This is a genomic window from Actinomadura sp. NPDC049753 (assembly GCF_040674655.1).
GTDB lineage: Bacteria > Actinomycetota > Actinomycetes > Streptosporangiales > Streptosporangiaceae > Spirillospora > Spirillospora verrucosospora.
In genome coordinates, this window is record NZ_JBFARL010000109.1 from 1 (window position 1) to 21,851 (window position 21,851).

General features: G+C 73.0%; 19 protein-coding genes. 7 read left to right on the plus strand and 12 right to left on the minus strand.

The annotated features are described in order from the left end of the window. The 3 genes from AB0K37_RS25365 to AB0K37_RS25375 form a co-directional block, all read right to left on the minus strand. The coding region (locus AB0K37_RS25365; RefSeq protein WP_363985142.1) for a sigma-70 family RNA polymerase sigma factor at positions 1-996 on the minus strand (996 nt) is incomplete at its 3' end. A 182-nt stretch (positions 997-1,178) separates the two neighbouring features. Beyond that, positions 1,179-2,804 carry an alkaline phosphatase D family protein gene (locus tag AB0K37_RS25370; RefSeq protein WP_363985144.1) on the minus strand — a complete coding sequence of 542 codons (1,626 nt, stop codon included), beginning with the start codon at positions 2,802-2,804 and terminating at the stop codon, positions 1,179-1,181. Positions 2,805-2,871: 67 nt separating this feature from the next. Further along, positions 2,872-3,858, minus strand: a complete 987-nt coding sequence (locus tag AB0K37_RS25375; RefSeq protein ID WP_363985145.1) for an NAD-dependent epimerase/dehydratase family protein — start codon at positions 3,856-3,858, stop codon at positions 2,872-2,874. Between the two features lie 126 nt (positions 3,859-3,984). Here AB0K37_RS25375 and AB0K37_RS25380 point away from each other — a divergent pair, with 126 nt between their 5' ends. The 6 genes from AB0K37_RS25380 to AB0K37_RS25405 all read left to right on the plus strand — a co-directional run bounded on the left by AB0K37_RS25380 (position 3,985) and on the right by AB0K37_RS25405 (position 7,767). Beyond that, positions 3,985-4,335: a YciI family protein gene (locus AB0K37_RS25380; RefSeq protein ID WP_363985147.1), complete on the plus strand. Its 351-nt coding sequence runs from the start codon at positions 3,985-3,987 to the stop codon at positions 4,333-4,335. Next, positions 4,332-5,633 carry an RNA polymerase sigma factor gene (locus tag AB0K37_RS25385; protein WP_363985149.1) on the plus strand — a complete coding sequence of 434 codons (1,302 nt, stop codon included), beginning with the start codon at positions 4,332-4,334 and terminating at the stop codon, positions 5,631-5,633. Before AB0K37_RS25380 ends, AB0K37_RS25385 begins: the two co-directional genes overlap by 4 nt. A gap of 90 nt (positions 5,634-5,723) precedes the next feature. Then, positions 5,724-6,143, plus strand: a complete 420-nt coding sequence (locus AB0K37_RS25390; protein WP_363985151.1) for a hypothetical protein — start codon at positions 5,724-5,726, stop codon at positions 6,141-6,143. Position 6,144: 1 nt separating this feature from the next. Beyond that, positions 6,145-6,816: a hypothetical protein gene (locus AB0K37_RS25395; protein WP_363985153.1), complete on the plus strand. Its 672-nt coding sequence runs from the start codon at positions 6,145-6,147 to the stop codon at positions 6,814-6,816. 46 nt (positions 6,817-6,862) lie between these two features. Further along, the gene (locus AB0K37_RS25400) at positions 6,863-7,315 is read left to right on the plus strand and encodes a roadblock/LC7 domain-containing protein (protein WP_363985155.1); all 453 of its coding nucleotides are present in this window, start codon (positions 6,863-6,865) and stop codon (positions 7,313-7,315) included. An 80-nt stretch (positions 7,316-7,395) separates the two neighbouring features. Further along, on the plus strand, positions 7,396-7,767 hold the full coding sequence (locus tag AB0K37_RS25405; RefSeq protein ID WP_363985157.1) for a hypothetical protein: 372 nt from the start codon (positions 7,396-7,398) through the stop codon (positions 7,765-7,767). Positions 7,768-7,818: 51 nt separating this feature from the next. Here the strand turns inward: AB0K37_RS25405 and clpB are convergent, their stop codons facing one another. The 9 genes from clpB to AB0K37_RS25450 form a co-directional block, all read right to left on the minus strand. Then, positions 7,819-10,416, minus strand: a complete 2,598-nt coding sequence (gene clpB / locus AB0K37_RS25410) for an ATP-dependent chaperone ClpB (protein ID WP_363985159.1) — start codon at positions 10,414-10,416, stop codon at positions 7,819-7,821. Positions 10,417-10,565: 149 nt separating this feature from the next. Next, positions 10,566-11,012, minus strand: coding sequence for a helix-turn-helix transcriptional regulator (locus tag AB0K37_RS25415; protein WP_363985161.1), 447 nt, complete (start codon positions 11,010-11,012; stop codon positions 10,566-10,568). 5 nt (positions 11,013-11,017) lie between these two features. Then, positions 11,018-12,187 carry a molecular chaperone DnaJ gene (dnaJ, locus tag AB0K37_RS25420; RefSeq protein WP_363985163.1) on the minus strand — a complete coding sequence of 390 codons (1,170 nt, stop codon included), beginning with the start codon at positions 12,185-12,187 and terminating at the stop codon, positions 11,018-11,020. Between the two features lie 84 nt (positions 12,188-12,271). Beyond that, positions 12,272-12,925, minus strand: a complete 654-nt coding sequence (gene grpE / locus AB0K37_RS25425; RefSeq protein ID WP_363985165.1) for a nucleotide exchange factor GrpE — start codon at positions 12,923-12,925, stop codon at positions 12,272-12,274. After that, positions 12,922-14,787: a molecular chaperone DnaK gene (gene dnaK, locus AB0K37_RS25430; protein ID WP_363985167.1), complete on the minus strand. Its 1,866-nt coding sequence runs from the start codon at positions 14,785-14,787 to the stop codon at positions 12,922-12,924. Before dnaK ends, grpE begins: the two co-directional genes overlap by 4 nt. Positions 14,788-15,102: 315 nt before the next feature. Continuing rightward, a complete protein-coding gene (locus AB0K37_RS25435) occupies positions 15,103-15,762 on the minus strand; it encodes a response regulator transcription factor (protein ID WP_363985169.1) in 660 nt (219 codons plus the stop codon). Between the two features lie 11 nt (positions 15,763-15,773). After that, positions 15,774-16,895 carry a histidine kinase gene (locus AB0K37_RS25440; protein WP_363985171.1) on the minus strand — a complete coding sequence of 374 codons (1,122 nt, stop codon included), beginning with the start codon at positions 16,893-16,895 and terminating at the stop codon, positions 15,774-15,776. Further along, entirely contained in the window at positions 16,892-17,611 is a 720-nt protein-coding gene (locus AB0K37_RS25445) for a hypothetical protein (RefSeq protein WP_363985173.1), read from the minus strand. Before AB0K37_RS25445 ends, AB0K37_RS25440 begins: the two co-directional genes overlap by 4 nt. Continuing rightward, entirely contained in the window at positions 17,608-18,327 is a 720-nt protein-coding gene (locus tag AB0K37_RS25450; protein WP_363985175.1) for an ATP-binding cassette domain-containing protein, read from the minus strand. Before AB0K37_RS25450 ends, AB0K37_RS25445 begins: the two co-directional genes overlap by 4 nt. Before the next feature lie 167 nt (positions 18,328-18,494). On the opposite strand from AB0K37_RS25450, the gene AB0K37_RS25455 reads away from it, so the two are divergent. Further along, complete coding sequence (locus AB0K37_RS25455) at positions 18,495-21,851, plus strand: S8 family serine peptidase (RefSeq protein ID WP_363985177.1); 3,357 nt, start codon at positions 18,495-18,497, stop codon at positions 21,849-21,851.

Consider the following 21,851-nt stretch of genomic DNA (forward strand, 5'->3'; position numbering starts at 1 on the left):
AGAAGTGCCGGTGAATGCTCGATGGTTCCGCGCCTTCACCGAGTTGGACAGATCGGCGCGAGCGCTCGTCATATTCTTGACCGCACCGCTTCGGGAGAGCGCCAGGGCGAGCGCCACCGCCCCGGCGGCGGCCACCACGGACCCCGCGAGCACCTGCCGCCGCCTGGGCAGATGCCGCACCCACAGGAAGAAGCCGCCCTTGGACCCCAGGTAGGCGGTGCCCGCCGACCCCAGGACGAGCGGCCCGATGACGTCGCGCAGCGCCGTGTTCACCTGTGCCAGTTCCGTGTGGAGGCCCTTGCAGCGCTTGCAGCCGTCCAGATGGCGTCCGACCCTGCGGGAGTCGCGGCCCGGCAGCGCGTCGCGAACGTAGGCGCCGAGCTTGTCCAGGACGGGACGGCACGCGTCGCCGGGGTCGAGGCCGTCGAGGTGCATCTGGAGGTAGGCCTGCCGCAGCCCCTCGCGGGCCCGGTAGGCGAGCGCGGAGGCGCCGTTCGCGGTCAGGCCGAGGATCGGGGCGACGTCGGCGGGCTTCCCGTCCTCGACCTCGGTGTGCCAGAGGACGGTCTGCCACCGCTCGGGCAGCGACAGGAAGGCCCGCGCGACCATCGAGCGTTCCAGCTTCTCGACCGCGGGGTCGTCGAAGGGCTCCTCGACCTCGTACGCCTCGATGTCGTCGGTGTGGTGGACGCGCCGGTCGGCGCGCTGCCGGTCGTAGACCGTCCGCCGCACGGCCGTGAGCAGGTAGGGCCGGAACCCGGCGTCGGGCCCGCCGCCGCGCCTGAGCACGGAGAGGACCTTGGCGAACGCGTCCTGGACGGCGTCCTCGGCGGCGTCGCGTCCGGCCAGATGGCCCGCGAGTCCGCGCGCGGCGGGCAGATGCCGCTCGTAGAGAGTGCCGTAGGCGGCGTCGTCGCCCTCGCGGATCCGGGAGATGAGTGCGGCGTCGCTCGGCTCGGCGTCACCGGGCGCCGGCACATCGTCCCCTGGTCCCATGCTTGCTCATTGTGACTGATTGACCACCTGTTGTCGCTCATTTTGGTCACAGATATCTGCGGGAGTCGCGTCATAGCCGGGACACCGCGCCGTTGGAGGGGTGTGGACGGCGTCTGGGCGGGGTCGTCCGCGCGGCGGGTGCGTTCGTTTCATCGAGGGGGTGGAACGAACGCACCCGTCCGTCACGTGATCTCGGCGCGCCCCATCTCGGACATCGTCCCGCCGGTCCCCGGCGTCTCCCACCGCACGCCGCAGTCGCTTCCGGACAGTTCGACGGTGGCGATGGCGTTGTCGAACCAGGGGCCGTTCGTCATCCGCCACCGGATCGGCGGGGCGGGCACCTTCGCGAGCTTCGCCAGGACGCGGAAGGGCCGGCCGGCGGCCCGCGAGTAGGCGATGCGGTTCGCCCACCGGAACTTGCCCTCCAGCGGGTTGCGCAGGGGCGAGCAGACGATCTGGGTGATCTTCGACCGGGTGGCGGGCGCGGTGATCCGTGCCAGGTAGGAGTAGTGGATGTCGCCGGACAGGAACGAGATGCTCGCCGGCGCCGGGCCGCGCTCCCCGCGCCCGACGGCGACGACGCCGGCGGCGACGGCGCGGAACGACCTGTCGAACGCGGCCCAGTGCTCCAGGTCGGCGGCCTGGCGGATCTTCTCGCCGACCGCCGCGCCGCGCCTGCCCCACGCGCCTTCGGCCACGGCCTCGTTCCACGACTCGGCGTGGTGGATGGCCATGGGAAGCAGGAAGGGGAGCGAACTGGCGATGAGCAGGTGGTCCATGCCGCCCTGGCACTGGCCGTCCAGCCAGTCGAACTCCTCGTCGTCGAGCATGCCGCGCCGGTCGGCGGTGAGGAGGCGGGAGCACCGGCTGTCGACGACGATCAGGCGCGTGCCGGCCCAGTCGTGGGCGTAGCTCCAGCGCATGGTCTCGGGCTGCTTGTCGGCCTTCTCGGCGAACGCGTCCAGGACGGCGCCCGCGTCGCCGGTCTCGTCGGAGGCGGCCCGGACGGCCTCGAAGACGGGGTCGGACGCCCGGTCCTGAGGCGACATGTTCCCGAGGTGCTGGTAGATCCAGTACGACCCGATGCCGCCCGTGATGCGGGCCTTCCACCAGGGCTGGGTCCACATCTCCCGGCGCCAGGTGTACGAGGTGTTCCAGTCGTCGCGGATGTCGTGGTCGTCGAAGATCGTGAAGGTGGGGACCGTGGACAGCAGCCACCGGACGGCCGGGTCGTCGTGCCAGGCGAGCTTGTAGAGCTGGGTGTAGTCCTCGTAGTCGGCGACCTCGCCGGCCGGCGGCGAGCCCGGGGCGCGGCGGCCGCTGATGAACTCGCGCATCTGGGGGGTCAGCTCGTCGGCGTACACCTGGTCGCCGACCATGAGCAGGACGTCCGGCCAGACGGCGTCCTCCCCGCCGGTCCGGAGCCTGTCGGCGAACGAGGTGAGGGCGTCGTGCCCGTACTCCTCCACGGTCCCGGGCGAGCGGCGGCAGGAGCCGAAGGAGATGCGCAGCTCGCCGTGCTCGCGCAGCGTCCTGATGTGGGACGGGGGGAACCCGGCGCCGGCCTCGGGCCAGACGGTCTCGCCGTCCGCCACCACCTCGTACGGGATCCGCGCCCCCGGCGCCAGCCCGTCGATCTCGACGACGGCGTAGTGGTGGCCGTGCGCCGTGAAGGTGCGGGCGGCGGCGTCCACCCCCTGGTCCCGGTTGACGACCCTGACCTCGCACGGACGATCGGTCTCCACCCAGATCGTCGCGGTGCGGTGACTCACGTGCCGGAGGTGGGGGCCGAGTACCAAAGCGGTCATAGAACGCCTCTCTAGCGGACGGGCGCCGATGTGTCCACAGCGCGGCCGGCCGCGCCCGCACCGGAGGTCAGCGGGAGCCCAGGACCTCGGCCTCCTTCTCGGGGGGCAGACCGACCACGGGACGGTCGGGACGCTGCGGAGCGGTGCCGCCTATCGACCGGAGCCAGGCCCAGGTGTCCGCGACCGTCTCCTGGACGGGCCTGCAACGCAGCCCCGCGGAGAGAGCCTTGCCGACATCGCCCCGGTGCAGGGTGTCGTACGCCTCCCCGGGCGGGAGCCAAACGGGAAGCTCGGTCCACGGCTCGATGCCCGCTTCCAGAATCGCTTCCGGGGCCGTCCAGACGAGATTCGCCTCCGACCCCGTCACGTCGACGCAGGACTGGAGCAGTTCCTCCATCGTCGTGTGGTCGGGTGGGCTGACCAGGTTGTAGGGGCCGCCGAGCCCGCGTTCGACGGCGTCCACGGTCCAGACGGCGAGGTCCCGCACGTCGATGTACTGGAGGCCGGCGTCGCGCGGGCCGGGCGCCAGGACGTCGCCGCCCCGTGCCATGCGCGTCAGCCACCAGGGCAGCCGCCCGATGTTCTCGTACGGGCCCAGGATGAGGCCCGCCCGGACCAGGAGGGCGTTGTCCCCGTAGACGTCGAGCACCGCGAGTTCGCCCCCGCGCTTCGCCTCTGCGTAGTCGACGTCGCCGTCGTCCGGGGAGCCGTCCACCACCTCGGCTTCCTCGCCGAGCCCGGACGGTTCCGGATACCGGTACACCGAGCGGCTGGAGATGTAGGCGTACCGCGTGACACGTCCATCGAGCAGGCGCGCTGTGTTTCGGACGACGAACGGTGCGGCGGACCAGGTGTCGATGACGGCGTCCCACTCTCCGTCCTCAAGCGCCTGGAGACCGCCCTCTGCGGTGCGGTCGCCGTGCAGCGACACGACTCCCTGGGGCGGCTCGTGGCGCCCTCTATGGAAGACCGTGACGTCCCAGCCGCGGGTAAGAGCCTCTTCGGTGATCGCCCGTCCGACGAACTCCGTCCCGCCCAGCATCAGAAGCCTCATGGAAGAACTCTGCCTTCCGTACCGGCCGGGTGTCGAAATCGGGCGGGCCCGAGTGTCGACAGAGAAACGGCCCCCGGCGACGAGTTTCGGAGCCGGTGAGGGTCACCACCGACAGGAGGAGGAACGATGCACTACCTGATGCTGATCTGCGGGGTCGAGGAGCAGGAGATGACCCCCGGCGAGCAGGACGCGATGATCGCCGACACCGAGGCGTGGGTGAAGGAGATGGACGGCCGCGGCGTCCGGAAGTTCGGCGACCGGCTGCGCCTCACCGACACCGCGACCACCGTGCGCGTGCGGGACGGGGAGACGCTGCTGTCGGACGGTCCGTTCGCCGAGACCAAGGAGCAGATCCTCGGCTTCGACCTGATCGACTGCGCCGACCTGGAGGAGGCGCTCGACGTCGCGTCCCGGCACCCGTCGGCGCGGCGCGGGTCGATCGAGGTGCGGCCGCTCTGGCCGTTCGGGGAGGAGTGACGGACGCGGGACGTGCGGTCGCGGCGGCCTTCCGCGAGGAGTGGGGCCGGGTCGTCGCGACCCTCATCCGCATGACGGGCGACTGGGACCTCGCCGAGGAGTGCGCCCAGGAGGCGTTCGCGCGCGCCCTCGAACGCTGGCCGGACGACGGGGTGCCGCGCCGGCCGGGCGCCTGGCTGACCACGACGGCCCGCAACCACGCGCTGAACCGGATCCGGCGCGGCGCGACGGAGACCGCGAAGCTCAGGGAGCTGGGGACGATGGCGGACGCGGGGGAGGGGCCGGAGCCGGGCGGCTTTCCCGACGACCGGCTCAGGCTGGTCTTCACCTGCTGCCATCCGGCGCTGCCGGTCGAGGCCCGCGTGGCGCTCACGCTGCGCACGGTCCTCGGCCTGACCACCGGGGAGATCGCGCGGGCGTTCCTGGTCGCCGAGCCCGCGATGGCGCAGCGCCTCGTCCGGGCGAAGCGAAAGATCCGCCAGGCGGGCATCCCGTACCGGGTGCCGCCCGCGCACCTGCTGCCGGAGCGCACGGCGGCGGTCCTGGGCGTCGTGTACCTGCTGTTCAACGAGGGGTACGCGGCGACCGAGGGCGCCGACCCGGTGCGCGCCGGCCTGTGCGCGGAGGCGATCCGCCTCGCCCGTCTCGTGCGCGGCCTGGCCCCGGACGACCCGGAGGTCGCCGGGCTCCTCGCGCTCCTGCTGCTCCAGCATTCGCGGCACGCCGCCCGGACGGACGGGGCCGGCGACCTGGTCGCCCTGGAGGACCAGGACCGGAGCCGCTGGGACCGCGCGGCGATCGCCGAGGGCGCCGCGCTCGTGGACGAGGCCCTCCGCAGGGGCGAGCCCGGCCCCTACCAGGTCCAGGCGGCCATCGCCGCGTGCCATGGCGCCGCGCGGACGGCGGGCGAGACCGACTGGCCGCAGATCGCGGCCTTGTACGGAAGGCTCGAAGCGATGGTCTCCGGGCCCGTCGTCCGGCTCAACCGGGCCGTCGCGGTGGCGATGGCGGACGGGCCCCTGGCGGGCCTGGCGCTGGCCGACCGCATCGAGGGCCTGGACGGCTACCACCTGTTCCACGCCACCCGCGCGGACCTGCTGCGCCGCCTCGGCCGGTCCGAGGAGGCCGCCGCGGCCTACCGGGAGGCGCTGGCGCTGGCCCGCGCCGACGCCGACCGCCGGTACCTGGCCCGCCGCCTCGGCGAGGTCCGGCGCACGGACCGACGCGGTTGCGGACAACCCCCAACCGGCGAGGCGGAGGGAACCGATTCCGGGGGCGACGCCTCACACCGACCCTGACCGCCCGTCATACCGGACGGTATTTATACCCCATACATGATTGTCTAGGGAAAATTGCGGATAAGTCTCGCGAGCCGCAATGTTCTGGCTATGGTCGAGTCCTTGCAACTCTCATTCGGTGGGGAAATGGGCTTGGGCATTGACGGGTGCCTCGCGTCGATGATGACCATTCCGGGGGCGCGGCGGGTCACGCTGGTCGACTGCGCCAGCGGGCTCGCCGTGGCGGCGGCCGGCCGGGAGGACGTCCTCGACCAGCACGAGGACGCCGCCGGCGCGACCGACGTGGTGCGGGCGGTGCTGGCGTCGCCGGCGCTCAGCGCCACCGCGGCGGGGGACGACGTCGAGGAGATCATTGTTTGCGGAACGGACGGATACCATTTGCTGGCCCTCACGGGAGCGAATCTCGACGGACATCTGTTCGTCCATTTACTGCTCGACCGGGAAAGGGGCAACATCGCGCTCGCCCGGCTCCGCGTGCGCGATCTCCTCGGCGAGATCAAGGGCGGATGACATGGCGGACGCGAACGCGGGACGGGTCGCCGCGGCCCTGGCGGCCCTGGAACGGGAGAAGGCCACCGGCCTGCTGCGGGTGGGCGGCGACGGCGCGTTCCATGTCGACCGCGGGGCCGTCACCCTCGCCGAGAGCCGGCACACGCCGGGGCCCGGCGACCTCCCGGACGGGCCCGACCCGGAACTGGCCGGGCTGCTCGCGACGTTCGACGCCGCCTGCCTGCTCCTCGCCTCGCGGGCCGAGCCGGCGTTCACCGAGGGACCGCCGAGCGGCGGCCCCCGGCGGGTGACCGTGGCGACGCTCGTCCACGAGGAGCGCCGCCGCCGCGCCCTCCTCGACGCCGCCTGGCCCGACGGCGGCGTCGACGTCGCACCGGTGGTGCCGGTCCGGCGCCTCCGACGGCAGCGCGTCATCCTGACCGGCCTCCAGGCGGAGATCCTGCTCAACGCCGACGGCAGGCGCACCCCCGCGCAACTGGCCCGCGAGCTCGGGCGGACGGTGTTCGCGTGCCTGCTCGCCGTGCGGGGGCTCGCCGCGGCGTCGCTGGTGCGGACCGGCCCGCCGGAAGGGCCCGGCGCCGCGCCCGTCCGCGAGGAGGTCCCCGCCGACTGGGCGCCCGCGGACCACGACCTGCTCGTCCGGCTCCACGCGGCGCTGGTGGAGCTCGGCTGACCGTGCTGGGGACCGAGTGGCTCACTTGATCGAAAGGCTGGCGAAGGTGGCGAAACGAGCGGGGGCCGGCACGCCGGGCGCACCGGCCGCGGGGGCCGCGGGGGCCGCGGCGGTGCGCGCGACGGAGCAGGCGGTGGCGGCGGAGCTGAGGTCGCTGCGGACCCGTGTCCCGCGGCTCGACGGGAGCCTCGTGGCCTCGGTGGACGGGCTGCTCATCGCGCACGACCTGCCCGGGGCCGTCGAGCCCGCCGGCATGGCGGCCGTGACGGCGACGGGCCTGTCCCTCGCCCACCGGATCGCGCAGACCGCGCACGGCGGCGCCTTCCACGAGGTCGTGATCCGCGGCGTGGACGGCTACGTGGTCATCTACGCCGCCGGACCCACCGCGTCCCTCACCGTCCTCGCCGACCCGGACGTCAACGTGGGCCGCCTCCACCTGGAGTCGCGGCCCGCCGCCCGCGCCATCGCCGCCCACCTCACGGGCGCGCGCCGCCCCTGACGGCGCGGCCGCACGGCAACGAAGCGCACGGCAACGAAGCGCACGACAACGAAGCGCACACGACAAGGAAAGGGAGCACCATGTCCAATCTCGATCTCGCGCTCAAGGACATGATGACGATCGACGGGGCCATCGGCGTCGCCGTCGTCGACTACAACAGCGGGATGGCCCTCGGCCAGCTCGGCAGTTCCAAGACCCTCGACCTGCAGGTCGCGGCCGCCGGGAACACCGAGGTGGTGCGCGCCAAGCTCCGCACCATGGACCAGCTCGGCATCAAGGAGGAGATCGAGGACATCCTCATCAGCATCTCCAGCCAGTACCACGTCATCCGGCCGGTCACGGGCCGCAAGGGCAAGGGGCTGTTCCTCTACATGGCGCTCGACCGCGCCCGCGGCAACCTGGCGCTCGCCCGCCACCGCCTCCGCGAGATCGAGGAGAACCTCGAAGTCTGACGGAACACGAAGGCGGCCCGGGGAGAGGACCCCCGGGCCGCCTTCACGCGGTCACTTCGTCATCTTCAGGCCGCTCGACGGCTGGACGGTCAGGCGGTCGGCGGCCTCGTCGAGGTCGACGACCACCTCGTCGCCGTCGCGGACCTCGCCGGACAGCAGCTCGCGGGCGAGCTGGTCGCCGATCGCCGTCTGCACCAGCCGGCGCAGCGGCCGCGCGCCGTACAGCGGGTCGTAGCCGGTCAGCGCCAGCCACTCGCGGGCCGCGGGCGTGACCCGCAGCGTGAGCTGCCGGTCGGCGAGGCGGTCGGCCAGCCGGTCCACCTGGAGGTCGACGATCCGGGTCAGCTCGTCGGTCGACAGGGCGTCGAACAGGATCACGTCGTCGAGGCGGTTGAGGAACTCCGGCTTGAACGAGTTCCGGACGGCGTTCCACACCGCCTCCCGCTTGGCCCCGTTCTCCAGCGTCGGGTCGACGAGGAACTGCGACCCGATGTTGGAGGTGAGGATCAGGATCGTGTTGCGGAAGTCGACCGTGCGGCCCTGGCCGTCGGTGAGGCGGCCGTCGTCCAGCACCTGCAGCAGGATGTCGAAGACCTCCGGGTGCGCCTTCTCCACCTCGTCCAGCAGGACCGCCGAGTACGGGCGGCGCCGGACGGCCTCGGTGAGCTGGCCGCCCTCCTCGTAGCCGACGTATCCGGGCGGCGCGCCGACCAGGCGGGCGACGCTGTGCTTCTCGGAGTACTCGCTCATGTCGATGCGGGTCATCGCCCGCTCGTCGTCGAACAGGAACTCCGCGAGCGCCTTCGCCAGCTCCGTCTTGCCGACGCCCGTCGGGCCGAGGAACAGGAACGAGCCGGTCGGCCGGTCGGGGTCGGAGATGCCCGCCCGGGCGCGGCGCACCGCGTCCGACACCGTGCGGACCGCGGTCTCCTGGCCGATCAGCCGCCTGCCGAGGTCGTCCTCCATGCGCAGCAGCTTCGCGGTCTCGCCTTCGAGCAGCCGCCCCGCCGGGATGCCCGTCCAGGACGCGACCACGTCGGCGACGTCGTCCGGGCCGACCTCCTCCTTGACCATCGTGTCGCGGGTCTCGGCCGCCTCCGACGCCTCCTCCAGCTGCTTCTCCAGCGCCGGGATCTCGCCGTAGACGAGCCGCGAGGACGTCTCCAGGTCGCCGTCGCGCTCGGCCCGCGCCGCCTCGCCGCGCAGCTGGTCGATCCGCTCCTTGATCTCGCCGACCCGGTTCAGCTCCGCCTTCTCCCGCTCCCAGCGGGCGTTCAGGCCGCTCAGCTGCTCCTGCCTGTCGGCGAGGTCGGCGCGGAGCCGTTCGAGGCGCTGCCGGGACGCCTCGTCGGTCTCCTTCTCCAGGTTCATCTGCTCCATCTTCAGCCGGTCGACGGCGCGCTGCAGCTCGTCGACCTCGACCGGCCGGGAGTCGATCTCCATGCGCAGCCGGGACGCGGCCTCGTCCACCAGGTCGATCGCCTTGTCCGGCAGGAACCGGGAGGTGATGTAGCGGTCGGACAGCGTCGCCGCCGCCACCATCGCCGAGTCGTTGATCTGCACCTTGTGGTGCGCCTCGTACCGGCCCTTCAGCCCGCGCAGGATCGCGATCGTGTCCTCGACGGTCGGCTCCCCGACGAACACCTGCTGGAACCGGCGCTCCAGGGCGGCGTCCTTCTCGATCCGCTCCCGGTACTCGTCCAGCGTCGTCGCGCCGATCATCCGCAGCTCGCCGCGGGCCAGCATCGGCTTCAGCATGTTGCCGGCGTCCATCGCGCCCTCGGCCGCGCCCGCACCGACGACCGTGTGCAGCTCGTCGATGAACGTGACGACCTGCCCCTCGCTCTTCCTGATCTCGTTGAGGACGGCCTTCAGCCGCTCCTCGAACTCGCCGCGGTACTTCGCGCCCGCGACCATCGCGCCGAGGTCCAGCGACACCAGCCGCTTGCCGCGCAGCGACTCGGGGACGTCGCCCGCGATGATCCGCTGCGCCAGGCCCTCCACCACGGCCGTCTTGCCGACGCCGGGCTCGCCGATCAGCACCGGGTTGTTCTTCGTCCGGCGCGACAGCACCTGGATCACCCGGCGGATCTCCGGGTCGCGGCCGATGACCGGGTCGAGCCGGCCGTCGCGGGCCGCCGCCGTCAGGTCGACGCCGTACTTCTCCAGCGACTGGTAGGTGCCCTCGGGGTTCTCGCTGGTGACGCGGGCGTGGCCGCGCACCTTCTCGAACGCCTCCAGCAGCGCCTCGGGCGTCGCGCCGAACTCCTTCAGCAGGCCCGCCGCCGGACCGCCGTCCGCCGCCAGCCCGACCAGCAGGTGCTCGGTCGAGACGTACTCGTCCTCCAGCTGCTGCGCCCGGTTGGCCGCCGTGTTGACCGACCGCTGGAGCTGGCCGGACAGCCGCGGCGTCGCCACCGTCGACCCTTGCGCCTTCGGCATCGCCGCGAGCTGCTCCTCCGCCCGCCGCCGGATCACCTGCCAGTCGGCGCCGACCGCCTCCAGCAGCGGCACCGCCGTCCCGTCCGGCAGCCCGATCAGGGCCACCAGCAGGTGCTGCGGGTCCACCTCGGGGTGGCCCTCGGCCGCCGCCCTGCGGACCGCGATCGACAGCGCCTCCTGGCTCTTCTGCGTCAGCTTGTAGTCCATCGCCCCACCCCGTGCTCTGTTCCTTCCGGGGGGACGCCCCCCAGACCCCCGACCACTGCCTTGTCAATCTGGGGGACAACCCCCAGACCCCCGACCACTGCCTTGTCAATCTGGGGGACAACCCCCAGGCCCCCGACCACTGCCTTTGTTCAGTCCGAGTTGCGCTCGTGCCACACCACGACGCTCGTGCGCCTGATGGGCACGAGGTCGGCGCCGGGAGTGCCGCCCGGTTCCCCGTGCCGCCGCTGCTGCGCCAGCCGCGCCGCGACCGCGCGGGTCGATTCGAGTTCGTTCGCGAGGTCCTCCAGCGCCGCGTGCGCCTTGCCGAGCTCCTCGCGGAGCCGCACGTTGTCGCGCTGCAGCTCCAGGATGTGCTTGATGCCGGACAGGTTGATGCCCTCCTCCTGGGAGAGCCGCTGGATCTCCCGGAGCATCACGATGTCCCGCATCGAGTAGCGGCGTCCCCGGCCCGCCGTCCGGCCGGGGGACACCAGACCCATCCGGTCGTAGGTGCGCAGCGTCTGCGGATGCAGTCCGGACAGCTGCGCCGCCACGGAGATCACGTAGACCGGAGTGTCGTCGCCGAAGGGATCCATGAAGATCACTCCTGTCTGGCCTGCTGGAGGAGGTCCGCGCGCAGGTCCTCGCCGGCGCCCGCGGTCCGGAGCCGGTCGAGCGCCTCGCGCGCCTGCTCGTCGAGCTTCTGCGGGACGTGCACGTCGACGGTGACCAGCAGGTCGCCCTTCGTGCCGTCGCGCCGCGGCGCGCCCCGGCCCTTCACGCGGAACTTGCGGCCGTTCGGGGTGCCCTCGGGCAGCTTCAGCGTGACCGGCTGCCCCTGGAAGGTCGGCACCCGGATCTCGCCGCCGAGCGCCGCCTCGGGGAAGGTCACCGGGACGGTCAGCGTCAGGTTGTCGCCGCTGCGCCCGAACACCGGGTGCGGCAGCACCTTGATGTTCACGTACAGGTCGCCGGCCGGGCCGCCGTTCTCGCCGGGCGCGCCCTTGCCCTTCAGCCGGATCTTCTGCCCGTCCGCGACGCCCGCCGGGATGCGGGCCTGGATGGTCCGCGTGCCGGTCGCGCGGCCGCTGCCGTGGCAGATCGGGCACGGGTCGTCCACGACGAGGCCCCGTCCGCGGCACTCCTTGCACGGCTCCTGGAAGCCGAAGTTGCCGAGGTTGCGGGTCTCGTGCCCGGTGCCCTCGCAGCTCGGGCACACGCGCGGCACGGTGCCGGCCTTGGCGCCCGTCCCGCGGCAGCCGTTGCAGGCCGCCTCGCTGGTCAGCTTGATCGGAACGGTGACGCCGTTCATCGCGCGGCCGAACGACAGGGTCACCTCGGTCTCGACGTCCGCGCCGCGCCGGGCGCGCCGCGTCCCCGCCGTGCGGGTCCCGCCGCCGCCGCGGCCGCCGAACAGGCCGCCGAACAGGTCGCCGATGCGCTCCCCGGCGCCGCCCGGCTGCGTCCCGCCGGTCTGGCCGAACAGGTCGCCGAGGTCGAACCCGAATCCGCCGCCCTGCTGGCCGCGGAAGCCGCCCGGCATCGAGCGCACCGCGTCGTACTCCTTGCGGCGCTTCTCGTCCGACAGGACGTCGTAGGCCTCCGAGACCTCCTTGAAGCGGTCCTCGGCCTCGGCGTCGCCCTTGTTGGCGTCCGGGTGGTACTTGCGCGCCAGCTTCCGGTAGGACTTCTTGATCTCCTCCTGGGAGGCCGACTTCGCGACACCGAGGACCTTGTAGTAGTCCTTCTCCAGGTAGTCCTTGGTGCTCACGGCGCCCCGCCTTCTGCTATCGCCACTTGCCACATGTCTTCAGGCCCCTGCGGGGCCCGCCCTCGCGGGCGGGCCCCCTGGGGATCATTCGCCCGTTTCGTCGTCCGCCTCGTCCGGCCCGCCGCCGGACTCCCCGGCTCCGGAGTCCGGAGCGGGGTCGGCCACCGCCACGCGGGCGGGCCGCAGGACCCGCTCGCCGATCCGGTAGCCGGGCTGCAGGACGTCGGTGACGCTCGTCTCGGTCACCTCGGCCGAGTGCGAGTGCATCAGCGCCTCGTGCACGACCGGGTCGAAGGGCTCGCCCTTCTCCCCGTACCGCTCCAGGCCGAGCTTGCCGGTGACCGCCTCAAGGCTCTCCGCGACGGACTTGAATCCGCCGGTGAGCTCCTCGTGGTCCCGGGCGCGGCCGATGTCGTCCAGCACCGGGAGCAGCTCGGACAGCACCTGCCCGAGGGCCTGCTCGCGGACGGCGACCCGGTCGCGCTCGACGCGCTTGCGGTAGTTGTCGTACTCCGCCTTCAGGCGCTGGAGGTCGGCGAGCCGCTCCGCCAGCTGGGTCTTCAGCGAGGAGTCCTCCTCGCCCGTGGCCTTGGCGCCGGCCCCGTCCACCGGGGCCTCCGGGGCCGCGGGGGTCTCCCCCGCCTGCGCCCGGACCTCCCCCGTCTCGGGATCGATGCGCCGCTTGTCGCGGATCACCGGGCCCTCCTTCTCCTCGCCCCCGTTGGGAGAGGACGTCACGACGCATCACCCTTCGGCTTGTCCTCGTCCACGATCTCGGCGTCGACGACCTCGTCGTCCTGCGGCTGGCCGCCCTGGGCGCCGGCCGTCGGCCCGTGGTCCTCGGCGCCGGCCTGGGCGCCCTCGGGGTTCTGCGCGTACATCGCGGCGCCCATCTTCTGGCTCACCTGCGCGAGCTTCTCGGCGCTGCCCTTGATCGCGTCGACGTCGGTGCCCTCCAGGGCCTTCTTGACCTCGGCGACCGCGTCGTTCACCTCGGTCTTCAGCTCCGCGGGGACCTTCTCGTCGTTCTCCCGCAGGAACTTCTCGGTCGAGTACGCGAGGGTGTCGGCCTGGTTGCGGACCTCGGCCTCCTCCTTGCGCCGGCGGTCCTCCTCGGCGTACTGCTCGGCGTCGCGCATCATCTTCTCGATGTCGTCCTTGGGCAGCGCGCTGCCGCCCGTGATGACCATCGACTGCTCGCGGCCGGTGCCCTGGTCCTTCGCGCTGACGTTCACGATGCCGTTGGCGTCGATGTCGAAGGTGACCTCGATCTGCGGGACGCCGCGCGGCGCCGGCGGCAGACCGGTGAGCTGGAAGGTGCCGAGCTTCTTGTTGTACGCGGCGATCTCGCGCTCGCCCTGGTAGACCTGGATCTCCACGGACGGCTGGTTGTCGTCGGCGGTGGTGAACGTCTCCGACCGCTTGGTCGGGATCGTGGTGTTCCGCTCGATGATCTTGGTGAAGATGCCGCCCTTGGTCTCGATGCCGAGGCTCAGCGGGGTCACGTCCAGCAGCAGGACGTCCTTGACCTCGCCCTTGAGCACGCCGGCCTGGAGGCTGGCGCCGATCGCGACGACCTCGTCGGGGTTGACGCCCTTGTTCGGCTCCTTGCCGCCGGTCAGCTCCTTGACCAGCTCGGAGACCGCGGGCATCCGGGTGGAACCGCCGACCAGGACGACCTGGTTGATCTCGTTCACCGAGATGCCGGCGTCCTTCAGCACCTGCTGGAACGGGGCCTTCGTGCGCTCCAGGAGGTCGGAGGTCATCCGCTGGAACTCGGCGCGGGTGAGCTTCTCGTCCAGGTGCAGCGGGCCCTCGGCGGACGCGGTGATGTAGGGCAGGTTGATCTGCGTCTCGGACGAGCCGGACAGCTCGATCTTGGCCTTCTCCGCGGCCTCGCGGAGCCGCTGCAGCGCCATCTTGTCCTTGGACAGGTCGACGCCGTTGGCGTTCTTGAAGCGCTCGACCAGCCACTCGACGACCTTGTTGTCCCAGTCGTCGCCGCCCAGGTGGTTGTCGCCGCTGGTGGCCTTCACCTCGACCACGCCGTCGCCGACCTCCAGCAGGGACACGTCGAACGTGCCGCCGCCGAGGTCGAACACCAGGATGGTGGCCTCGTTCTCCTTCTCCAGGTGGTAGGCCAGCGCCGCCGAGGTCGGCTCGTTGATGATGCGCAGGACGTTCAGCCCCGCGATCTGGCCGGCCTCCTTGGTGGCCTGGCGCTGGTGGTCGGAGAAGTAGGCGGGGACGGTGATGACCGCGTCGGTGACCGTCTCGCCCAGGTAGGACTCGGCGTCCCGCTTGAGCTTCTGCAGCACGAACGCGCTGATCTGCTGCGGGTTGAAGTCCTTGTCATCGATCTTGGTCTTCCAGTCGGTGCCCATCTCGCGCTTGACCGACCGGATCGTCCTGTCGACGTTGGTCACCGCCTGGCGCTTGGCGACCTCGCCGACCAGGACCTCGCCGTTCTTGGCGAAGGCGACGACGGACGGCGTGGTCCGCGACCCCTCCGCGTTCGCGATGACGGTGGGCTCGCCGCCCTCCAGGATCGCGACGACCGAGTTGGTCGTCCCGAGGTCGATGCCGACCGCACGTGCCATGTTTCTCGTCCTCCGTCGTATCCGGTGGTATCGCAGCCCCGGTCGCCCCCGAGGCGCGGCCGGTTGAGTCTTCTGCCCGCTAGGTTGCCCGGCGATCCCATCCTTGTCAAATGACTTGAGTCGGCCGGACTCAACTTTGCTGACGACCTCTACAACAGGACGAGTGAGCGCCCTATTCCGGTTCCCGGCGCGGTCCTGTCGACCACGAGATCGCCTGGACGGAGGAGAACGCCCCTGCGGCCCGTCCCCCGCCAGGAGGAGCCCAGGGACCCAGCGGGACGACGACGCCCCGCGCCGACCGTGACCGGCGATCTGTCAGAGCGGGTCGGGACGGCGGCCCGGGACGACGATTCCGTGCTCGTAGGCCAGCACGACGGCCTGGACGCGGTCGCGCAGATGGAGCTTGGCGAACACGCTGCCGACATGGCTCTTGACGGTGGCCTCGGTGACGACGAGCCGCGCCGCGATCTCCTGGTTCGACAGGCCCTGGGCCACGAGCAGGAGCATCTCGCGCTCGCGGGGGGTCAGCGCGGTCAGCAGGTCCGGTGACGGCCGGACCGGGTCGGTGCGCTCGGCGTAGTCCTCGATCAGGCGGCGGGTGATCGAGGGGGACAGCAGCGCCTCGCCCTGGTGGACGACGCGGATCGCCTCCAGGAGCCGCTCGCGGGGCGCGTCCTTCAGCAGGAATCCCGACGCCCCGGCGCGCAGCGCGCCGAACACGTACTCGTCGAGGTCGTAGGTGGTGAGGATCAGCACGCGGGGCGGACGGTCCGCGCCGGTGAGGCGGGCGGTGGCCTCGACGCCGTCCACCCGCGGCATCCGCACGTCCATCAGGACGACGTCGGGCCGCAGCTCCGCCGCGCGCACGAGGGCCTCCCGGCCGTCCGCGGCCTCGCCGACGACCTCCAGGCCGGGCTGGGTCTGCAGGAACAGCCGGAAACCGATCCGGATCAGTTCCTGATCGTCGACGATCATCACCCGGATCGTCACGCCCGCCCCCCGACCGGCAGCCGTGCCGCGATCCGGAACCCGCCGCCGGGGGCCCGGCCCGTCTCCAGCTCGCCGCCGAGCACCGCGACCCGCTCCCGCATCCCCACCAGGCCGTGCCCGCCGGAACCCGGCTCGCCGGTCGCCGTCCCGTCGTCGTGCACCCGCACCTCCAGGTCCGCTCCGCCGTAGCGGAGCCCCACCGTGACCAGTGTGGCCTCGGCGTGTTTCAGCGCGTTGGTCAACGCCTCCTCGATGATCCGATAGGCGGACAGCTCCACCCCGCTCGGCAGGTCCCGCGGTTCTCCGGCGATCTCCAGCCGGACCGGCAGCCCCGCCGCGCGGTACCCGGCGACCAGTTCGTCCAGGTCCGCCAGCGAGGGCTGCGGCCGGGTCTCCGCGGCCTCCCGCCCGCGCAGCAGGACGAGGATCCGCCGCAACTCGGCCAGGCTCTGCTCGGCGCTGGCCTCCACCTGCTCCAGCGTCCGCGCGGCCACCACCGGTTCGGTCTCCAGGACGTCGCGGGCGCCGCGGACCCCGATCAACATCACCGTCACCGAGTGGGCGACGATGTCGTGGAGCTCGCGGGCGATCGCGCCGCGCTCGCGCTGCGCCGCGATCAGGTCGAGTTGCTCCCGCTCGCGTTCGAGGGTCGCGGCCCGATCCTCCACCGCCCTGACGTAGCGGCGGCGCGTCTGCATGTAGGCGCCCAGCATCCACGCCCCGATCGGCGCCGGCGGGGCGCAGACGCTCCCGGCGAGAAGGAACACGACCACCGGCGCCAGCGCCGCGAGCGAGACGCGCCGGTCGCGTGTCTCGGCGAGCGACCACAGCGCGACCACGACCGGCGCGCCTCCGGGCGCGTACCCGGCCGCGGACACCGCGGCCGCCGCCGCGACCGTCGCCCCGGTCACCGCCACCCCGAACCGGCGGCGGGCCAAGAGCACCGCCCCGGACAGGACGGTCACCGCGATCGGCAGCGGCGCGGGCCGGGTGCCGTCGTTGAACAGCAGCCCCACCTCCACGACCGTCGCCGCCACGGCGAGCGCGATGTCGAACAGCGCCGGGCGGTGCGCGGCCCGCGGGCCACGCACCGCCCGGATCCGCTCCGCGGCGTTCACGCCAGGTCACGCCGTCGTTCGCACCCGACCGCGACCACCACCACGAGGACCGTCCAGACCGCGAACACCGCGCCGGCCTGCGCGGCCGTGAGCGTCGTGTCGTGGGTTCCGCCCGTCATGACGCCCGCCGCGCCGAACGGCGAGAGGTTCGCCTCCCGCTCCCACGCCCCGCTCACCAGGGGCTGCACCACCAGGTCCAGGATCAGCAGGACCACCGCGCCGACGACCGGGCCGCGGATGAGCGCGCCGAGCGCCGCGCCCAGCACCGTCGCCAGCACGAGCGCCGAGACGTTGCCCGCCACGACCTCGGCGACCTGACCGGACGTCAGGTCCGGGCCGGGCTGGTCCGCCAGCAGCGGCAGCGCCACGCAGACCGCCACCGCGTTGATCAGCAGCGCCAGCCCGAGGCCGGTCAGCGCGTACGCCGCGATCCGCACCGCCAGGACGGTCCCGCGGCCGCGCCGGGCCACCAGCGCCGTGGGCGCGGCGGTCCGGTGGCGGTACTCGCCCGCCGCGCCGACGAGCCCCCACAGCAGCAGGAGGACCGGGAGCGCCGACAGCGCCTCCTTCTTCTCCGCGACCTCGTCGATCGTTCCCGACGCCACGGCGACGAGCACCGCGTTCAGGGCGGCGAAGGCCGTCCCTCCGGCCGCGAACCCCCACACGGCACGGGTCGTCACCGACTTGAGCAGTTCCCCTCGAAGCAGGCCGATCATCGCTCCACGCCTCCGGTGAGTTCGAGGAAGACGTCCTCCAGCGACTCGACCTCACTGATCGGTCCCTCGTGCACGAGCCTGCCACGGTCGATGACGACGACGTCGTCGACGGTCTGCGCGGCCTCCGCGAGCATGTGGCTGGACAGCAGCACCGTGCCGCCCTCCGCCGCCCTGTCCCGCAGCATCCTCCGGAGCCAGCGGATCCCCTGCGGATCGAGCCCGTTGGCCGGCTCGTCCAGCACCAGGATCTCCGGGTCGCCCAGCAGCGCGGCGGCCAGCCCGAGCCGCTGCCGCATCCCGAGCGAGAAGGAGCCGACCCGGCGGCCCGCCGCCCGCGTCAGCTCGGCGACCTCCAGGACCTCCCCGACGCGGTGTCGCGGCAGTCCCGCCGACAGCGCCAGCGCCCGCAGATGCGCGCGGGCCGTCCGGCCGGGGTGCGCGCCGCAGGGCTCGATGTGGACGCCGATCCGGCGCGCGTCCGGCGCCGTCGAGGCGACCGGCGCTCCCAGCACCGAGACCGTGCCCGCCGACGGCCGCGCCAGTCCCACGACGGCCTTCAGCGCGGTCGTCTTGCCCGCGCCGTTCGGGCCGAAGAAGCCCGTCACCGCGCCCGGCCGGACGGTGAACGTCAGATCGTCGACCACCGTGCGCCGGCCGTAGCGCTTCGACAGCCCCTCCACCCTGATCGCCGGGGTGGCCTTCGTCTTCGATGTCATGCCGCCCAGCTTCGGCCCCCCGCGTCTCCCGGTCATCCGACCACGGTCGAGACCCGTTCTCCGACCGCGGCATGACGTCCGCGGCGCCCGCCGTGAACTCGATCGGCCCCTTCGGGTGATCAACATCGACCGTCCCATCGCGGGACGGCGATGGCAGAGGAGACTCGATGACCCACAGACGCCGGAGCCGGGCCCTGCTCGGCCTCCTGACGGCGGCCGGGGCGCTGGCCGCGGTCCCGCCGCCCGCCCACGCCGCGCCGAGCCCGCCGGGCGGCCTGGACACCCGCGGTTCCTGGAAGGTGACCCTGCTGACCGGGGACGTCGTCGCCGTCCGGACGGTCAGGGGCAGGCCCCCGCTCGTCTCGGTGACGCCCGCGCCCGGCCGGGAGAAGCGCTCGTTCCGCAAGGAGATCCGTCCGGACGGGCACGTCGTGGTCGTCCCGATCGACGTCGCCGGGCTGGTCGGCCGGCTGATCGACCCCGAGCTGTTCGACGTGACCGCGCTGGTCGCGCAGGGCTACGACGACGCCCGCAGCAAGGACCTGCCGCTGATCGTCCAGCGCGACAAGGACGCCCGCCCCCTGTCGGCGCTCCGAGGGACGCTCGACCGGACGCGGGACCTGCCGAGCATCGGCGCCGTGGCCGTGCGGCAGTCCAAGGGCGACGCGAGCGCCTTCGGCGAGACGCTGGCCGGGATGCGCGGCCCCTCCTTGAAGGCGACGGGCGGGATCCGGCACATCTGGCTGGACGGCAAGGTCAGGGCGAGCGCCGCCCCGACCGCCCCCGCGGTCGCCCCCGCCGCGGGGCGGCTCGATCGCAACCTTCGGCAGGTCGGCGCGCCCGAGGCCTGGCGCGCCGGATACACCGGCAAGGGCGCGAAGGTCGCCGTCCTGGACACGGGCGTGGACGCCGGGCACCCCGACCTCAGGGGACGCATCGCCGAGACGAGGAACTTCTCCGAGTCGGCCGGCACCGCCGACCGGTTCGGGCACGGCACCCACGTCGCCTCGACCGTCGCCGGGACGGGCGCCGCCTCGGACGGGCGGCGCAAGGGCGTCGCCCCGGACGCGGACCTGCTGATCGGCAAGGTCCTCGACGACGAGGGCTCCGGCACCGACTCCAGCGTGATCGCCGGGATGGAGTGGGCGGCGCCGCGCGCCGACGTCGTCAACATGAGCCTCGGCGGCGCCCCCACCGACGGCGCGGATCCCCTCTCGCTGGCCCTGAACGACCTGACGAAGCGGCACGGGACGCTGTTCGTCGTCGCGGCGGGCAACGACGGCCTGGTCGGGTCGGTCGGCTCGCCCGGAACGGCCGACGCCGCGCTGACCGTCGGGGCGGTCGACGCCCGCGACCGGCTCGCGGAGTTCTCCAGCCGGGGGCCGCGCGGCCACGCCGCCAAACCGGAGATCGTCGCGCCGGGCGTCGACATCGTCGCGGCCCGCGCCGAGGGCACCGCCATGGGCACCCCGACCGGGGCGGCCTACACGAAGTCGTCCGGGACGTCGATGGCCACGCCGCACGTCGCCGGCGCCGCCGCGCTGCTCGCCGCGAAGCACCCGGACTGGGGGCCGGCCCGCCTCAAGGCCGCCCTCGTCGGGACGGCCGACCCCGCGACCGGCGGTGACGTCTACGAGCGCGGCGCCGGACGCCTCGACGCCGGGGAGGCCGCGAAGAGCCCCGTCCTCGCCGCGCAGAGCATCGTCGACCTCGGCACGTCCCGGTTCCCCGAGCACGGCGCGCTGTCGGCGAAGCTCGGCTGGACGTCCCAGTCGTCCAGTCCCGTCCGCCTGCGGTTGAGCGTGAAGGTCGTCGACCGCCGCGGGCACGCGGCGGACGGTGCGGCGAGCGTCCCGGCGGGCGTGGACGTCCCGGCGGGCGGCGCCGGCGAGGCCCCGCTGACCGTGGACGCGGCCGAACTCGCCGACCGCCCCGGCCTGTACACGGCCGTGGTGACGGCGAAGGGCGGCGGCGCCGTCCTCGAAACGCCCGTGACGTTCTACGTCGAGCCTCCGTCGCACGACCTCACGATCAGGGCCACGCCGCTGCCCGGCACCGACCCCGCGAACTTCTCCGCCTCCGCGACGGTGGTCGACCTGGCCGACATGGCGCTGTTCTCCGAGTGGGTCGACGCCACCGGAACGGCGAAGGTCCGCGTCCCCGAAGGCCGCTACGCGGTCCTCGGCAACGTGGACGACTTCGGTGACTGGCGTTCGGCCCTCGCCGGCGACTCCGAGGTGGTCGTCGGCGGGCCCACGACCGTCACGCTCGACGGCGCCGCCGCCGTGCGGGTCGGCGCGCGCGTCGAGGGCGTCGAGACCGAGCAGACGATGATGTCCGCGGACATGGTCCGCGACGCCGGCCAAGGGCTGTGGTGGTTCAGCGCCTACTCCTTCGATCCCGCGAAAGCGCCCGTGTACGCGCAGCCGATGGACGGCGTCCAGACCGGGACGTTCAGCGCGTACACCAACCACCGGCTGACCGCGCCCGGCACGGTCTACGACGTCGTCCACCCCCTGGGCGGCGGAATCCCCGCCGACCTGACGCACGTGGTCACCGGCGCCGAACTCAAGCGGATGGCCCGCGTCGACCAGGAGTTCGCCGCGTTCGACGGGGACCCGGGCATCCCCATGAGCGAGAAGCGCTACGGCATCAGCCCGGAGGGCCTGCTGACGTTCGAAGGGGCCGGTGACGTCAAGCCCGGAACGTCCCGGACCGACTACGTCTCGACCGGCCCTGGCCTGCTGTGGGGCGACGAGGGGTTCGTCAAGTTCGGCGAGGAGTTCTGGGTGGACCAAGGGCCCTTCGGCAAGCTGGAGCCGGGCCGGCGGGTCTCCGCCCGCTGGGGCCTCCAGCCGCTGCGCCCCGGACCCTACTCGGGCACCGGCGTCACGCCCAGCGGCTGCGCGCGGTACCCCGCGGCCCGCACCGGGCAGAGCATGCGCGTCGCGCTCGTCGACCTCCAGACCCGCCCGGACGGGTTCGACTGCGCCATGCACGAGGTGAAGGGGCACATGGCGCTGTTCGCCGGCGACCGGAAGGTGGGCGAGAAGGACGGCCCGTTCGGCGAGTTCACCGTCCCGTCCGGCGAGGCGGACTACCGGCTGACGTACGACAACGACGCGTCGGCGATCCTCCCGGTGTCGACCCGCACGTCGACGTCCTGGACGTTCCGCTCCCGCGAGCCGCGCGGTGGGAGGAGCGCCAACCTCCCGCTTCTGCTCGTCGACTACGACCTGAACCTCGACCTGCGCAACCAGCCGTCCGGTGAGCCCGCCGTGTTCACCGTCGCGCGGATGGCGGGCTCCGGCGAGGCCGAGGTCACCGGGCTGCGGTTCCGGACGTCCGTGGACGACGGCGCGACCTGGCAGGACGTCCAGGTGAAGCCGCTCGGCGGCGGGCGGTTCGGCGCGCCGCTCCCGGCGCCCGTCAAGGGGCAGGCCGTGTCGCTGCGCGTCACCGCGGAGGACGCGGGCGGCAGCGGCGTCGACCAGCGCGTCATCCGCGCCTACCGCGTCCGGTAG

Coding starts and splice junctions, on each gene's coding strand:
- AB0K37_RS25370 (WP_363985144.1), bottom strand. CDS start 2,804: ATGACCGCTTTGGTACTCGGCCCCCACCTCCGGCACGTGAGTCACCGC.
- AB0K37_RS25405 (WP_363985157.1), top strand. CDS start 7,396: ATGTCCAATCTCGATCTCGCGCTCAAGGACATGATGACGATCGACGGG.
- AB0K37_RS25375 (WP_363985145.1), bottom strand. CDS start 3,858: ATGAGGCTTCTGATGCTGGGCGGGACGGAGTTCGTCGGACGGGCGATC.
- AB0K37_RS25450 (WP_363985175.1), bottom strand. CDS start 18,327: ATGACATCGAAGACGAAGGCCACCCCGGCGATCAGGGTGGAGGGGCTG.
- AB0K37_RS25455 (WP_363985177.1), top strand. CDS start 18,495: ATGACCCACAGACGCCGGAGCCGGGCCCTGCTCGGCCTCCTGACGGCG.
- AB0K37_RS25435 (WP_363985169.1), bottom strand. CDS start 15,762: ATGATCGTCGACGATCAGGAACTGATCCGGATCGGTTTCCGGCTGTTC.
- AB0K37_RS25415 (WP_363985161.1), bottom strand. CDS start 11,012: ATGGATCCCTTCGGCGACGACACTCCGGTCTACGTGATCTCCGTGGCG.
- dnaK (WP_363985167.1), bottom strand. CDS start 14,787: ATGGCACGTGCGGTCGGCATCGACCTCGGGACGACCAACTCGGTCGTC.
- AB0K37_RS25380 (WP_363985147.1), top strand. CDS start 3,985: ATGCACTACCTGATGCTGATCTGCGGGGTCGAGGAGCAGGAGATGACC.
- AB0K37_RS25395 (WP_363985153.1), top strand. CDS start 6,145: ATGGCGGACGCGAACGCGGGACGGGTCGCCGCGGCCCTGGCGGCCCTG.
- AB0K37_RS25390 (WP_363985151.1), top strand. CDS start 5,724: ATGGTCGAGTCCTTGCAACTCTCATTCGGTGGGGAAATGGGCTTGGGC.
- clpB (WP_363985159.1), bottom strand. CDS start 10,416: ATGGACTACAAGCTGACGCAGAAGAGCCAGGAGGCGCTGTCGATCGCG.
- AB0K37_RS25445 (WP_363985173.1), bottom strand. CDS start 17,611: ATGATCGGCCTGCTTCGAGGGGAACTGCTCAAGTCGGTGACGACCCGT.